This window comes from Stenotrophomonas sp. MYb57, from assembly GCF_002966815.1.
In the GTDB taxonomy this organism is placed as follows: domain Bacteria; phylum Pseudomonadota; class Gammaproteobacteria; order Xanthomonadales; family Xanthomonadaceae; genus Stenotrophomonas; species Stenotrophomonas indicatrix.
The window spans coordinates 1,655,818-1,670,388 of sequence record NZ_CP023271.1 but is presented as its reverse complement, the minus strand read 5'-3'; the positions used below and the strand labels follow the sequence as shown (position 1 = coordinate 1,670,388).

Sequence of the window (14,571 nt, the reverse complement as noted above, 5' to 3'; positions counted from 1 at the left end):
GTGCCGAGCCCTCCCACGTGAGCCACCGCATCATGCCCGTCCTGCCGCAGGCCGCTGTCGATGGCGACCTGGCCGATCCGCTGCCGCAGCGCATCCTGCTGGTGGAAAATTCCCGTGCCTTCACCGGCATGCTGCGCGAAGCCATCGAACAGCGCCTGGAGCTGCCGGTGGTGGTGGCCAGCTCGCTGGCCGAAGCCGATCGCCTGCTCAGTGAAGAAGGCGGCTGGTTCCTGGTGCTGACCGGGCTGGTGCTGGCCGATGGCGACCGCGACGCGGTGGTCGAGTTCTTCCTCAAGCGCAACCTGCCGACCGTGGTGGTCAGCGGTGTGTACGACGAGGACCTGCGCAAGCGCGTGCTGCAGCAGCAGATCATCGATTACGTGCTGAAGAACACTCCGGGCAGCATCGACTATCTGGTCTGGCTGGTGCAGCGCCTGGAACGCAACCGGCGCATCGCCGCGCTGGTGGTGGACGACTCGCCGTCCGCACGCGGCTATGCCGCCGCCCTGCTGCGCATGTACGGTCATGAGGTGTACGAGGCGGCCGATGGCAGCGAAGGCCTGGCAGCGATCGAGGCGCACCCGGCGATCCGCCTGGCCGTGGTCGACCAGGAAATGCCGGGCATGCAGGGCGTGGAGTTCACCCGCCGCCTGCGTACCCTGCGCTCGCGCGACAAGGTGGCGGTGATCGGCATTTCCGGCAATACCGACGCGTCGCTGATTCCGCGCTTCCTGAAGAACGGCGCCAATGACTTCCTGCGCAAACCCTTCTCGCGTGAAGAGTTCTTCTGCCGTGTCTCGCAGAATGTGGACCAGCTGGAACTGATCGGCACGCTGCAGGACCTCGCCACCCGCGATTTCCTCACCGGCCTGCCCAACCGCCGCTGCTTCCTGGAACAGAGCCAGCGCCAGCTGCCGCAACTGCAGCTGCATGGCCAGTGCGTGGCGGTGGCGATGATCGACATCGACCATTTCAAGCACATCAACGACACCCACGGCCACGAAGCGGGTGACGATGCGCTGCGTGCGGTAGCCCGTGCTGTCGGCGACCACGCGCGAAGCCAGGACCTGATCGCGCGCTTCGGCGGCGAGGAGTTCTGCCTGCTGGTGCCGGACATGGAACAGGACGAAGCCCTGCTCTATTTCGAGGAGCTGCGCCAGCGCATCGCCGCGCTGGAAGTGGACATCGGCAGTGCCACGCTGCGCATGACGGTCAGCATCGGCCTGTGCTGCCTGCGGCCGCAGCGTGATGCGCTGCACCGGCTGATTTCCGAGGCCGATCGCCAGCTGTACCTGGCCAAGGCCGGAGGCCGCAACCGGGTCAGCTGCACCACGGTGGCCAGCCCGCTGCGCCCGCGCGAGGCTGCGCTGTCCTGACTGGCATGCCTTGATCCAGATCAACGCCCCCCGTGGGCGGCGCCTCTACAGTCGGCCCCGACATCAGCATGAAGGGGAGCCGGGGATGGCACTACTGGTCTGGCAGGACGATCTGAACATCGGCATCGATGTGATCGATCAGCAACACCGCCGCATCATCGAAATGCTCAACCACCTGCACGTGGCGCAGACCAGCCTGCAGCGGGCAGCGGTGGGCGAAGTGATCGACGAGGTGGTGGACTACACCATGTCGCACTTCGCATTCGAAGAAGAGCTGATGGAGGAGGCAGGCTACCCGTTCTGTGCCGCGCACAAGCGTGTGCATGAGGTCTTCATCAAACGGGTATCGGAATACCGCATGCGCTTCCAGGCCGGTGAGGACATCAGTGACGAGTTGCGCACCATGCTCTCGCGCTGGCTGTTCAACCACATCCGCGGCGACGACCAGGCCTATGCCGAACAGGTCAAGCAGCACCTGAACCAGTTTGCCCGCGAGCACCAGAGCGGCGGCTGGCTGGGCCGCACGCTCAAGCGCTTCTTCGGCTGATCAGCGCTGGCGGCGCTGCAGGGCGAGCAGCGCGCACAGAGTGATCACTGCGGTCAGGCACAGGTAGTAGCCGACCGCGACCAGCCCATAACGCTCGGCCAGCCAGGTCGCCAGGTACGGCGCCGGGGCTGCGCCCAGAATGCCGGCCAGGTTGAACGACAGCGAGGCACCGGTGTAGCGCACTTCCACCGGATAGATTTCGGCCAGGAACGTGCCGCACGGGCCGTAGGTCAGCCCCATCAGGAACAGGCCCAGGCACAGGAACGTCAGTACCAGCCACGGGCTGCCGGCCTGGAACAACGGCGCGAACAGCACACCGAAGCCGATGATCAGCAGGCTGGCGATGGCCATCGTGCGGCGCGTTCCCCAGCGATCACCGTAGCGCGCCGACAGCGGGATGCCGGCGGCGAAGAACAGCATCGCCACCATCTGCATCAGCAGGAACTGCTCGCGGCTGTAGCCGAGCACGGCGGTGCCATGGCCGAGGCTGAACACCGTCATCAGGTAGAACAGCACGAAGGTGGCGAATGCACCCAGCGTGCCCAGCAGCATCGGCAGCGGATGGTCGCGCAGCACCGTCCACATCGGCAGGCGCACCGGCGCCTTGCGCTCCAGCGCGCGCTTGAAATCCGGTGTCTCGTGGATGTTCAGCCGCACCCACAGGCCAAGGCCGACCAGCAGCGCGCTGGCAACGAACGGAATGCGCCAGCCCCATTGCAGGAAATCGTCCTGGCCCAGAAAGCGACCGAGCAGCAGAAAGATGCCGGCTGACAGCAGGAAGCCGATCGGTGCACCCAGCTGCGGGAACATGCCGTACCAGGCGCGCTTGCCCGGCGGCGCATTCTCGGTGGCCAGCAGCACCGCCCCACCCCATTCGCCGCCCAGGCCCAGGCCTTGGCCGAAGCGGCACAGCGCCAGCAGTGCCGGCGCCCACAGGCCGATCTGCGCATGGGTGGGCAGCAGGCCGATGGCGACCGTGGACAGGCCCATGGTCAGCAGCGCGGCCACCAGGGTGGCCTTGCGGCCGATACGGTCCCCGAAGTGACCAAACACCGCCGAGCCCACCGGGCGTGCGATGAACGCCACCGCGAAGGTGGCCAGGGACTGCAGCAAGGCGGCCTGGTCGCTGCTTTCCGGGAAGAACAGGTGCGGGAACACCAGCACCGCGGCGGTGGCGTAGATGTAGAAGTCGAAGAACTCGATGGTGGTGCCGATCAGGCTGGCCAGCAGGACACGGCGGGGAGAATTCACGGGTGGCGCGGCAGCGGTGATCGTCGACATCGGCAAGGCGGGTAACGGCGGATCGACCGATTCTGCCACGCTTGGCCGCCCCGCCGGGGCAATGGTTTCAGGCGACACCGACGCCAACGAATTCTTTCCCGGGGGCCGCTACGCTGCACCACCGGTCCCTGCATGGATGCTTCACCGATGGGTTCTGCCGCCCCGCAGTCGTGCTCCGATTCCCCGCTGCTGCCTCGCCTGGCTGCATGGCTGGTGGTGCTGCTGGTGCATCTGCTGATGCTGTGGTGGCTGTTGCATGCGGGGCGCATCGCCTTGATCGCACACGACAATTCGCGGATCAGCCTGCGTTGGCTGCCGCCGGAAGCGCCGCCGATGAGCCGTCTGGTTGTCGATGCATCACGGCCGGCGGCTGCGCCGCACCAGGTTCCGCACGCCCCCGCGCTTCCTACTGCGCAGGCCAAGCAGCGCTCAGCGCATGTCGATCGGCAACGCAGCGCGGCTGCGCGCAACCAACCACTGAATCTGAGGCTGCCGGCTGGCAGCATCGATGGTGGCGATGGCATCACTGCCGAGGGTGTGGCCGCAAAGCTGATCGGCCGCCGTGAGGTGCATGCGGCGTTCGCGCCCCGTCGCCCACCTTTCCGGATCCACCGGCAAATGACGCCCGAGCAGATCCTGCAGGGTGTTGCCCAGATGCTCGGCACCTGGCCACCGGGCTACATGGTTGACCCGTGCACGCTGGGCCAGCAGGACATGCACTACTTCCAGAACGCAGTGGAGGAAGTGGACCGGCAGTTGCTGCGCGAGGCGGTGCTGCAGGTCAGTGCAAGCTGCCGGTAGCGCGGTCTACAGCTGGATCCAGGTGGCCTTGATCTCGCTGTACTTGTCGAAGGCGTGCAGCGACTTGTCGCGACCGTTGCCGGACTGCTTGTAGCCACCGAACGGTGCCGTCATGTCACCGCCGTCCCAGCCGTTCACCCACACGCTGCCCGCGCGCAGTTGGCGGGCTACGCGATGGGCGCGTCCAAGATCCCGCGTCCACAGGCCGGCGGCCAGTCCATAGCGACTGTCGTTGGCCAAGCGCACAGCCTCGGCTTCGTCATCGAAGCCGAGCACGGCCAGCACCGGACCGAACACTTCCTCGCGGGCCAATGCCTGTTCCGGGCGTACCTGGTCGAACACCGTCGGCTGCACATAGCAACCACCCGCCTCCACCTCGGCACGCTGGCCGCCCAGCAGCAGGCGCGCGCCATCGGCTTCGGCCCGGGCGATGTCGGCCAGTACCTTGTCGACGTGCGCGGCATCGACCAGCGCGCCCATCGGTGCATCGGCCTCCAGTGGATGGCGGGGCTGCATGCGTTGGCCGTAGGCGATCACCTGGTGCACGAAGTCATCGCGGATCGAACGCTGCACCAGCAACCGCGAACCGGCGGTGCAGACTTCGCCCTGGTTGAAGAAGATGCCCTGCGCCACGCCCTTGGCGGCCGCATCCAGGTCCGGCGCATCGGCGAACACCACGTGCGGGCTCTTGCCACCGCATTCCAGCCAGACCCGCTTGAGGTTGGAGCGCCCCGCGTATTCGAGCAGCCTGGCGCCGGTAGCGGTGGAGCCGGTGAAGGCCAGCACATCCACGTCCATGTGCAGGGCCAGCGGCTCGCCCACGCGTGAGCCGTGACCGGGCAGCACGTTGAGCACGCCGTCCGGCAATCCCGCTTCGGCCGCCAGTGCGGCCAGCCGCAACGCACTCAGTGGCGAGCGCTCGGAGGGTTTCAGCACTACTGAATTTCCCATCGCCAATGCCGGCGCGATCTTCCAGCACGCCATCAGCAGCGGAAAATTCCACGGCACGATGGCCGCCACCACGCCTGCGGCCTCGCGCGTGACCAGGCCCAGCTCGTGCGGACCGGTGGGGGCGATTTCACCGTACAGCTTGTCCACCGCTTCAGCGGTCCAGGTCAGGCAGCGCACCACGCCGGGAAGATCGATGCGACGCGCATCGCGGATCGGCTTGCCCATGTCCAGCGTTTCCAGCAGGGCCAGCTCATCGGCGTGCGTCTCCACCAGCGCGGCCAGCGCCAGCAGCACGCGCTTGCGATGGGCGGGGCTGGCCTGCGACCAGTGGCCTGCCTCGAACGTGCGGCGCGCCGAGGCCACCGCACGCTCGACGTCCTGCGCATCACAGTCGGCCACCGCACCCAGTACGCGCCCGTTGATCGGGCTGATGCAATCAAAGCGCGCGCCGCTGGCGGCATCCACGTAGCGGCCATCGATGAACGCTTGCGCAGGAATCGCCACGCGGCTGCGCAGGGCCTGCCAGTGGCTGCGGTCGGGGAAGTCGGCCATGGGTCGCTCCAGCAATCAACGATCCTCGTTTATACCGGCGCGGCCGCGACCCCACCGTGATCGACCGCGCTGCGCGCTCGCCGGGCATGGCCCGGCGCTGCCACAAGGTCGAGGCCCGAACGGTAGCGCCGGGCCATGCCTGCCGACAGAACCGTGACGCGGCTGCGCTAGAGTCGCAACCATCGGACCCGACGGAGCCGGCATGAAAACCCCTGCAAGCGACCTGCACGACCTGGCCACCCAGCGCCCCGATTCACTGGACGCGTACTGGATGCCGTTCACTGCCAACCGCCAGTACAAGGGCGCGCCGCGCATGCTGGTACGTGCCGAGGGCATGCACTACGAGGACGTGGATGGGCGCGCCATCCTCGATGGCACCGCTGGCCTGTGGTGCTGCAATGCAGGGCACGCCCGCCGACGCATCGTCGACGCGATCGCCGAGCAGGCCGCCACCCTCGATTACTCGCCGGCCTTCCAGATGGGTTCGCCGCCGGCCTTCGCCCTCGCGCAGCGGCTGGCGGCACTGGCCCCGGCCGGGTTGAACCACGTGTTCTTCACCAGCTCGGGTTCGGAGGCAGTGGATTCAGCGATGAAGATCGTGCTGGCCCACCACCGCCTGCGCGGCGAGGGACAGCGCACGCGCTTCATCAGCCGCGAGAAGGCCTACCACGGGGTCGGCTTCGGCGGCATGGCACTGGGCGGGCTGCCCAACAACCGCCGCCAGTTCGGACTGCAGCTCGGCGGCGTGGACTACCTGCGGCATACCCTGGACCTGTCACGCAATGCGTTCAGCAAGGGCCTGCCACGCCAGGGCGCCGAGCTGGCCGACGATCTGGAACGGCTGATCGCCCTGCACGATCCGTCCACCATTGCCGCGGTGTTCGTTGAACCCATCGCCGGCTCGGCCGGGGTGATCCTGCCGGCGCCGGGCTATCTGCAACGACTGCGCGAGATCTGCGACCAGCACGGCATCCTGCTGGTGTTCGATGAGGTCATCACCGGCTTCGGCCGGGTTGGCATGGCGTTCGCCGCGCAGCGTTTCGGGGTCATCCCGGACCTGTTGACCTTCGCCAAGGGCGCCAGCAACGGCGCGGTGCCGCTGGGAGGCGTGCTGGTCGGCGACAGCGTGCATGCCAGCTTCATGCAGGGTCCACCACAGGCCATCGAGCTGTTCCATGGCTATACCTATTCGGGCCACCCCTTGGCCTGTGCGGCGGCATTGGCCACGCTGGATATTTACGCCGAGGAACGGCTGTTCGAGCGCGCCATCGAGCTGGGCGAGTACTGGCAGGAGCGCCTGCACGCCCTGCAGGGGTTGCCGAACGTGATCGACATCCGCAACTTCGGCCTGGTCGGTGCGGTGGAGCTGGCACCGCGCAAGGATGCCCCCGGCAGCCGTGGCTACGAGGTGTTCCGCCGCTGCTTCCACGACGGGCGCCTGCTGGTGCGCTGCACCGGCGACATCATCGCGTTGTCACCGCCGCTGATCGTGGACAAGGCACAGATCGACCAGATCACCGGCACCCTGGGCGAGATGATCCGGGCCACCGCCTGAGGCCAGGGCGGTGCTGGCGAGCAGGTACAATGGGCGGTTCCGCTCCTGCCTGTTGCCGTGCCCATGAACATCGTCGTCAAAGAAGAACTCAAGGCCTACATCGACCCGCTCACCGCCGACGAACACGAGGCGCTGGAGCGCAGCATCCTCGCCGAAGGCTGCCGTGATGCGCTGGTACTGTGGGGCGACGTACTGGTGGATGGACACAACCGCTTCGGCATCTGCCAGAAGCATGGACTACCGTTCAACACCGTGCAGAACACCCGCTTCCAGAGCATGGAAGACGTGCACCTGTGGATGATCGAGCAGCACCTGGGCCGGCGCAGCGTTTCCGATTTCCAGCGCGGCGTGCTGGCCCTGCGCAAGCGCGACATCCTGTCCGCGCGCAAGCAGGTCGAACAGGCGCAGCTGCAGCGCGAAAGCGACGGCACCGCCGAGCCTGCCGACGAGGCCGGCGAAGACAGCCCGCCGTGGGAACCGGCGCCGAAGATCAGCCGCGCCGAACTGGCCCGCGAAGCCAAGCTGAGCACCAGCCAGGTGGGCATGATCGAGCGCATCCACGCCCAGGCTGCGGCCGAGGTGGTGGAAGCGGTGAAGGCCGGCATGATCTCGATCAGCGCCGCCGCCGCCGTGGCCGACCTGCCGGAAGAAGAGCAGCGCGCGGCGGCTGCCGGTGGCAAGGATGAACTGAAGCAGGCTGCAAAGCGCGTGCGTGAGTCCAAGCGCAAGCCGCGTGCGCCGAAGCCTGAACCGGAGTCGGCGGAAATGGACTTCGAAGAGGCCAACGAGGATGAGATCGCCAGCCGCGATGCCGAGGTGCTGGCCGCACTGGAGCAGCTTGGCGAGGATGCCCCGGCGCTGCGCCGCCGCGTGGTTGCCCTGACCCGCGAGAACGACACCCTGCGCGCACAGCTGGCCCATCTGCGCAGGCAGCTGGAAACGCTCTGAGCATCCCCCGGTAGTGCCGGCCGCTGGCCGGCAGCTGCAAGGTGCTTCCAACGTCCATGGGTTGCCGGCCAGCGGCCGGCACTACCGGGTACTCACCGGCCTGCGGGTAGACTTCGGGCATGACGTCTGCCATCGATCCGCGCCGCGCCCAGCTGCGGCGCCTGAAAACCCTCGCCCTTGGCCTGCTGCTGCTGATGCTGGCCGGTTTCGCGGTCAGCCACTGGCAGGGCGAGCGTGGCATCTGGGCTTGGGTCTCGGCCTTCTGCGAGGCCGCCGCGGTTGGCGCGCTCGCCGATTGGTTCGCGGTGGTTGCCCTGTTCCGGCGGCCGATGGGCCTGCCGATTCCGCATACGGCGATCATTCCGCGTAGCAAGGAACGCATCGGCGACAGCCTGGCCCTGTTCGTGCGTGACCAGTTCCTGGAACCGACGGTGCTGCTGGCCAAGCTGCAGGTATTCGATCCAGCCAGCCGCCTCGGCAGCTGGCTGGCCGATCCCGCGCGTTCACGGATGCTGGCCGACATGGCCCGTGGCTGGGCGCTGCAGGCGCTGGACTTCTTCGATGAAGCTGCGGTGCGGCGGCAGCTGCACAGCTTCGTGGTGCAGCAGCTGCGGCAGTGGAACGCCGCGGCCACCGCCGGCGAACTGCTGGGCCTGCTGACCGCCGATGGCCGCCACCAGCGGGTGCTGGACGAAGGCCTGCAACGGCTGGGGCGTTGGCTGGAGCAGCCGGAAGTGAAGGAACGCGCCTCGCAGCTGATCGTGCGCTACATCCAGCGCGAATGGCCGACGCTGTCGAGCACGGTGAACTGGGTCAAGCCGATCGATGAGATCGGCGACAGCCTTGCCGAACGCCTGGCGCGCGCGGTGCTTGAGGAGCTGCAGCAGGTGCTGGCCGAGCCGCAGCACCCGCTGCGCCAGGACTACGAACAATGGCTGGGCAACTACGTGCAGCGCCTGCGCGAAGACCCGGCACTGGCCGAGCGCATCGAGCAGCTCAAGCAGGAAATGATCGACCACCCTGCCCTGCAGGACTACGTGCAGGGCCTGTGGTCGCGCATCCATGCCAGCCTGCGCGGCGATCTGCAGCGCGAGGATTCGGCACTGGTCGGTCATCTGCAGCGCAGCCTGGCTTCGCTGGGTGACAGCCTGCAATCGGACCCGGCGTTGCGCGAGGCATTGAACCAGCACCTGCTGGAAGGCGCGCAGCGGCTCACCGGGCGCCTGCGCGAGGGCGTCACCACCCATATCGCGCAGACGGTGAAGAGCTGGGACGAACGTCATCTGGTCGAGCAGCTGGAACTGAGCGTGGGCCGCGACCTGCAGTTCATCCGCTTCAACGGCACCCTGGTGGGTGGGCTGATCGGGCTGCTGCTGCATGCGGCTACGGTGCTGTTCCGGTTCTGAGGGGGGTTCCCGGCCGGGCTGCGCCCGGCACCCGCAGAGGCCGGAGCCAGAGCAACAGCCACAGCTGGTTTCCTGCGGGATGGCAGGGCGCTGTGGGTTTGCGGGGCCGCCGTGAACCCATCCCTGGGGGCTTGGTCGCCGCATCCATGCGGCTCACACCCCGCAAACCCACAGCGCCCCGCCTTCGACCGTTTCCCTCGATCTGCCTGGATCCACATGTTCGGGGACGAATGGGGCTGTCACACTTGCTTAACGAAATGCGAATGCCTATCATTTACTGATCGGTTGTACGCTTAGCCAAGCGGGGCACGGAAGCACGCGCCCACCCGCCCCTTCGCCCGTGTACATCCCCCGACCACTGGGTCGCCTGCCTGCCGCAGGTGGCGCGCCGTCGATGGGAATCACGCTGGGTGACGTGCGCGGAGCGCATGGCCGCCATGGGTGCGTTTGCCATCGCCTGTTTTTTGTCCTGCATGGAATCGCACCGATGGCTTCTCCCCTGATTACTCCCCGCCCAACCCTGCTGGCCCTGGCCCTGACCGCTGTGATGATCGCTCCGCTGGCCCACGCCGATGCACCGCTCGCTGCCGATGCGCGCACGCTGGACACGGTGAAGGTGACCGCTGACGGCGAGATCGCAAACGGCTACACGGTGAAGAACACCCGCAGCGCGACCAAGCTGGATCTGTCGCTGCGCGAGACGCCGCAGTCGGTCACCGTCATCACCCGGCAACGGCTGGATGACATGGGGCTGTTCTCGTTGTCCGACGTGATGGGCCAGGTCACCGGGGTCAGCGTGTCGGTCACCGACAGCGAGCGCATCAGCTATGTTTCGCGTGGCTACACGATCGAGAACTTCCAGATCGACGGGATGCTCAACACCTTCGGTGGGTCGATCAAGACCAACACCGACAACGTCATCTACGAACGCATCGAAGTGATCCGCGGCGCCACCGGCCTGACCACGGGTGCCGGTGATCCGTCCGGCACCATCAGCATGGTGCGCAAGCGCCCCACCGACACCTTCCAGATGAGCAGCAACCTGACCGTGGGGCGCTGGGGCAACCAGCGCCTGGAAGCCGATCTGGGCGGTCCCGTGGCGTGGGACGGGCGCATCCGCGCACGCGTGGTCGCGGCCAAGCAGCAGAGCGATTCGTTCCGCGATGTCTACAAGCTCGACAAGGACGTGTTCTACGGCATCGTCCAGGCCGACCTGACCGACAGCACCCTGTTCGAGCTGGGCTATGAATACCAGTCACCGCACACCACGGGCGTGACCTGGGGCGTGGTGCCTTACTGGGGTGCTGACGGCAACCCGGCCAACCTGCCGCGCTCGACCAATCTGTCGGCGTCGTGGAGCGAATGGCCGATCATTGAAAAGACCACCTTCGCCCGCCTCGAACAGCAGCTGGGCAGCGGCTGGTCGCTGAAGGGCAACGTCAGCCATGCCGTGCGTGATACCGATGGCAGCGTCTGGTACGGCGCAGCCGGCTACCCGCGCGCGGACGGCACCGGCGTCACCGCCTACGTCTCGCACTTCAACGAACACAGCACGATGGACGTGTTCGACGTCAACGTCGGCGGCCCGTTCCAGCTGTTCGGCCGCGAGCATGAACTGGTGTTCGGGCTGGGCCAGTCCGTGCGCAAGGGCGAATCCGAAGCGACCAGCTTCGACACCAGCGCACCGGGCTACATGCAGGTTCCCGACTGGCGCAACTGGACCGGCAAGGTGCCGGTCCTGCCGGTGACACGCTACGGCCGTCTTTCCTCGGAAAACGAGCTGCGCCAGCGCGCCGCCTACATCGCCGCGCGCCTGCGCCTGGCCGACCCGCTGCTGGCCGTGGTCGGCGCCCGCTATGGCAGCTGGGAAACCCGCCAGTGGGGCTACGGCTACGACACCAACGGCAACCGCAACCGCACCACCCGCACCGGCTACAAGCCCGACGACACGCTGACCCCGTACGCCGGCCTCGTCTACGACTTCAATTCGATGTTCAGCGGTTATGTCAGCTACACCGACATCTTCAAGCCGCAGAACTACCGCGACCGCAACGGCAACTACCTTGAGCCGGTGGTCGGCGACATGTACGAGGCTGGCGTCAAGGCTGAATTCTTCGGTGGCCTGCTGAACGCCTCGGCCGCCGTGTTTGAAGGCAAGCAGGACAACGTGGCCGAGATCGATGATTCAGTGCCGCTGAACTCGCTGCCCGATGGCGGCCAGGCCTATCGCTCGACCGGCAAGGGCAACAAGGTGAAGGGTTGGGAACTGGAAACCCAGGGCAGCATCGGCGAGCAGTGGAATATCTCGGCCGGTTTCGCCCGTACCCGGATCCGCAACGCCGCGGGTGTGCTGCAACGGACCACCACCCCGCAGGAAACCTTCCGCCTCAACACCAGCTGGCGGCCGGGCGGCATCGAAGGCCGCTTCTGGCTGGGCGGTGGCGTGACCTGGCAGAGCCGCATCTGGAACAACAGCACCAAGCCGACGGCCGACTACCTGACCACCGGCCGCACCGAAAGTGCGCGCATCACCCAGGACGCGTTCTACCTGCTGAACCTGGCCGGTGGCTACCGCTTCAACGAGAACTTCAGCGCCCAGCTCAACATCAGCAACCTGCTGGACAAGAAGTACTACAACAACGTCGGCTTCTACCAGGGCGTGTACTGGGGCGAACCCCGCAACGTCAGCGTGACGCTGCGCTGGAAACTCTGATGACCTGATGGATGGTGCCGGTTCTGCGACCGGCACCCGGCCACGGATGGCCAACCCCGGCGCGCCTCGGTGCGCCGGCCTTCTCTTCATTCAACCTGCAGGACCGCCGTGGACCGCTCGCCCGCAACCGCCAGCCCCCGCCTCAGCACCTTCTTCGCCAACCCGCGATGGGGCGTGCTGTCCCGATCCCTTGCCGCCATCTTCGGCGGCTACGCGCTTGCCTCGATGACCACGGTGTTCTGTGCGCTGGCGCTGCCGGGCGCGCGCGGCCAGGCCGTGCTGACCGGCATGTTGCTGGCGATCCTGGTCGCCGCCTGCGCCGCGCTGTGGGCGTTCGCCACACGCAGTGCGCTGCGTGCCTGGGTCGGCATTCTCGCCCCCACCCTGCTGTTGGCCGGCATTTCGCGCCTGCTGGGAGCGTGGGCATGAAGAATGGATTCCGCCAATCCATGGCCTGGCTGCATACCTGGACCGGACTGCTGGTCGGCTGGCTGCTGCTGCTGATCTTCATGGCCGGCACCGCCAGCTACTACCGCGAGGAAATCAGCCGCTGGATGCGCCCGGAGCTGCCGCGCAGCACGGTCAGCACCGACGAAGCGGCGCAGCGCGCGGCCGACTACCTGCTGGCCAACGCACCGCAGGCCGAGAGCTGGTTCGTCACCCTGCCGCAGCCACGCAATCCGGCCATGCAGATGTTCTGGCGGTTGCCGGCCGAGCTGGCCGACCCCAGCAAGGGCCGACGCGGCGCCTTCGGTGATGCCACCCTGGACCCGAACACCGGCACCGAGCTGAAGGCCCGCGAGACCCGTGGCGGCGACTTCTTCTACCGCCTGCATTTCGACCTGCACTACATTCCCGTGTTGTGGGCGCGCTACCTGGTGGGCTTCTGCGCGATGTTCATGCTGGTGGCCATCATCACCGGCGTGATCACCCACAAGAAGATCTTCAAGGACTTCTTCACCTTCCGGAAGGACAAGGGCCTGCGTTCCTGGCTGGACTTCCACAACGTCAGCGCGGTGATGGCCCTGCCTTACCACGCGATGATCACCTACACCGGCATCGTCACGTTGATGATCATGTACCTGCCGTGGGGAGTGAACGTGGCCTACGGCACCGACCAGGATGCGTTCTACGCGGAGGCCTTTGGTGGCCTGCCCGAGGTCACCGCGCCCGCCGAAGGCAAGGCAGCCCCCCTGCCGCTGCGGCAGCTGCTGGACAGTGCCCGCACGCATTGGCACGGCACCGAGGTCGCCGGTTTCAGCGTTGCCAATCCCGGTGCCGCCAATGCGGTGATCGACATCCGCCAGCGCGATGGCAAACGCCTGTCCATCGATACCCCGGCGCTGCGCTATGACATGGTCACTGGCGCGCTGCTGCAGGAAACGCCGCCTTCCGGTGGCGCCACCGCCACCCGTGGCGTGCTGTATGGCCTGCACCTGGCCCGCTTTGCCGATTGGGGCCTGCGCGCGTTGTTCTTCCTGTCCGGCCTGACCGGCTGCCTGATGGTGGCCAGCGGCGTGGTGCTGTGGGCGGTGAAGGAGCGGCCGAAGCATGCCAAGAGCGGTCGCACCGGCTTCGGCCTGCGCCTGGTCGATGCACTGAACATCGGCGCCGTGGCCGGTCTGCCGATCGCCTTTGCCGCCTATTTCTGGGGCAACCGGCTGCTGCCGCTGGGCCTGGCCGAGCGCTCCAACGCCGAAGCGAACGTGTTCTTCTACGCGTGGGGCGCCTCGCTGCTGGCAGCCTTCATCTGGCCCAAGCGGATGATGTGGGCGTGGCAGCTGTACATCGGCGCGGCCGCGTTCGCGCTGATTCCGGTAGTGAACGCGCTGACCACCCACGCGCACCTGGGCGTCACCTTGTTCAACGGTGACTGGGCATTGGCCGGTTTCGACCTGTCGATGATCGCCTTCGGCGTCATGCTGGCCCTGTGCGGCTGGCGCATGCAGCGCTGGACGCCGCCGCTGACTGCCGCCGAGAAGAAGAAACGCGCGGCGGCCGCTGCAGCGACGAGGGCACCGGCCGATGCAGTGGAAGCGGAGGCCAGCGCATGATGCTGCTGGTACTGGGGTTGTCGTTCACGGCGTTCACCGCGCTGTCGCTGGCGATGGAAAAGCACCAGCAGGAACTGCACGGCAAATCCGCGGCATCACCGGCACGGCGCACGCAATGGCGGGTGCTGGGCTGGGTACTGCTGACGGTGGCTTTCGCACTGTGCGTGGTCGACCACGGCTGGGCGATGGGCCCGGTGCTGTGGCTAGGCGCGCTCACCCTGGGTGGAATCGTGCTGGCGTTCGCGCTGTACCCGTACCGGCCGAAATGGATCGCGCCGCTGGCGATCGCGTTGCCGGTGATCGGGCTGGTGGTGGCGCTGTTGTAACCCGTGAGGTGGACCGCATCCACGCATGGCGTGGATCTACCGGACCCACGCTCGCCGGGCA

General features: G+C 67.1%; 12 protein-coding genes. 10 read left to right on the top strand and 2 right to left on the bottom strand.

Going from position 1 to position 14,571, the window contains the following annotated elements:
* Positions 1 to 32 precede the first annotated feature (32 nt).
* Positions 33 to 1,376: a diguanylate cyclase gene (locus CLM74_RS07610; protein WP_059063890.1), complete on the top strand. Its 1,344-nt coding sequence runs from the start codon at positions 33 to 35 to the stop codon at positions 1,374 to 1,376.
* 85 nt (positions 1,377 to 1,461) lie between these two features.
* Complete coding sequence (locus tag CLM74_RS07605) at positions 1,462 to 1,923, top strand: bacteriohemerythrin (RefSeq protein ID WP_025875341.1); 462 nt, start codon at positions 1,462 to 1,464, stop codon at positions 1,921 to 1,923.
* Here CLM74_RS07605 and CLM74_RS07600 read toward each other — a convergent pair whose 3' ends face one another.
* Positions 1,924 to 3,204 carry an MFS transporter gene (locus CLM74_RS07600; protein ID WP_025875343.1) on the bottom strand — a complete coding sequence of 427 codons (1,281 nt, stop codon included), beginning with the start codon at positions 3,202 to 3,204 and terminating at the stop codon, positions 1,924 to 1,926.
* A gap of 147 nt (positions 3,205 to 3,351) precedes the next feature.
* On the opposite strand from CLM74_RS07600, the gene CLM74_RS07595 reads away from it, so the two are divergent.
* Positions 3,352 to 4,005 carry a hypothetical protein gene (locus CLM74_RS07595; RefSeq protein WP_229655671.1) on the top strand — a complete coding sequence of 218 codons (654 nt, stop codon included), beginning with the start codon at positions 3,352 to 3,354 and terminating at the stop codon, positions 4,003 to 4,005.
* Between the two features lie 6 nt (positions 4,006 to 4,011).
* Here CLM74_RS07595 and CLM74_RS07590 read toward each other — a convergent pair whose 3' ends face one another.
* On the bottom strand, positions 4,012 to 5,508 hold the full coding sequence (locus tag CLM74_RS07590; RefSeq protein ID WP_105163781.1) for an aldehyde dehydrogenase: 1,497 nt from the start codon (positions 5,506 to 5,508) through the stop codon (positions 4,012 to 4,014).
* A 202-nt stretch (positions 5,509 to 5,710) separates the two neighbouring features.
* Between CLM74_RS07590 and CLM74_RS07585 the strand changes: the two genes are divergently transcribed.
* The 7 genes from CLM74_RS07585 to CLM74_RS07555 all read left to right on the top strand — a co-directional run bounded on the left by CLM74_RS07585 (position 5,711) and on the right by CLM74_RS07555 (position 14,510).
* Positions 5,711 to 7,063: an aspartate aminotransferase family protein gene (locus tag CLM74_RS07585; protein WP_105163780.1), complete on the top strand. Its 1,353-nt coding sequence runs from the start codon at positions 5,711 to 5,713 to the stop codon at positions 7,061 to 7,063.
* 63 nt (positions 7,064 to 7,126) lie between these two features.
* A complete protein-coding gene (locus CLM74_RS07580) occupies positions 7,127 to 8,011 on the top strand; it encodes a hypothetical protein (RefSeq protein WP_025875352.1) in 885 nt (294 codons plus the stop codon).
* Between the two features lie 119 nt (positions 8,012 to 8,130).
* On the top strand, positions 8,131 to 9,417 hold the full coding sequence (locus CLM74_RS07575) for a DUF445 family protein (protein WP_025875354.1): 1,287 nt from the start codon (positions 8,131 to 8,133) through the stop codon (positions 9,415 to 9,417).
* Positions 9,418 to 9,904: 487 nt separating this feature from the next.
* Positions 9,905 to 12,130: a TonB-dependent siderophore receptor gene (locus CLM74_RS07570; protein ID WP_099842209.1), complete on the top strand. Its 2,226-nt coding sequence runs from the start codon at positions 9,905 to 9,907 to the stop codon at positions 12,128 to 12,130.
* Between the two features lie 108 nt (positions 12,131 to 12,238).
* Positions 12,239 to 12,559, top strand: coding sequence for a DUF3649 domain-containing protein (locus tag CLM74_RS07565; protein WP_032975664.1), 321 nt, complete (start codon positions 12,239 to 12,241; stop codon positions 12,557 to 12,559).
* The gene (locus CLM74_RS07560; protein ID WP_105163779.1) at positions 12,556 to 14,184 is read left to right on the top strand and encodes a PepSY-associated TM helix domain-containing protein; all 1,629 of its coding nucleotides are present in this window, start codon (positions 12,556 to 12,558) and stop codon (positions 14,182 to 14,184) included. Before CLM74_RS07565 ends, CLM74_RS07560 begins: the two co-directional genes overlap by 4 nt.
* Positions 14,181 to 14,510, top strand: a complete 330-nt coding sequence (locus CLM74_RS07555) for a DUF3325 domain-containing protein (RefSeq protein WP_032975662.1) — start codon at positions 14,181 to 14,183, stop codon at positions 14,508 to 14,510. The genes CLM74_RS07560 and CLM74_RS07555 overlap by 4 nt, the downstream gene beginning before the upstream one ends.
* The last annotated feature ends 61 nt before the right edge of the window (positions 14,511 to 14,571 follow it).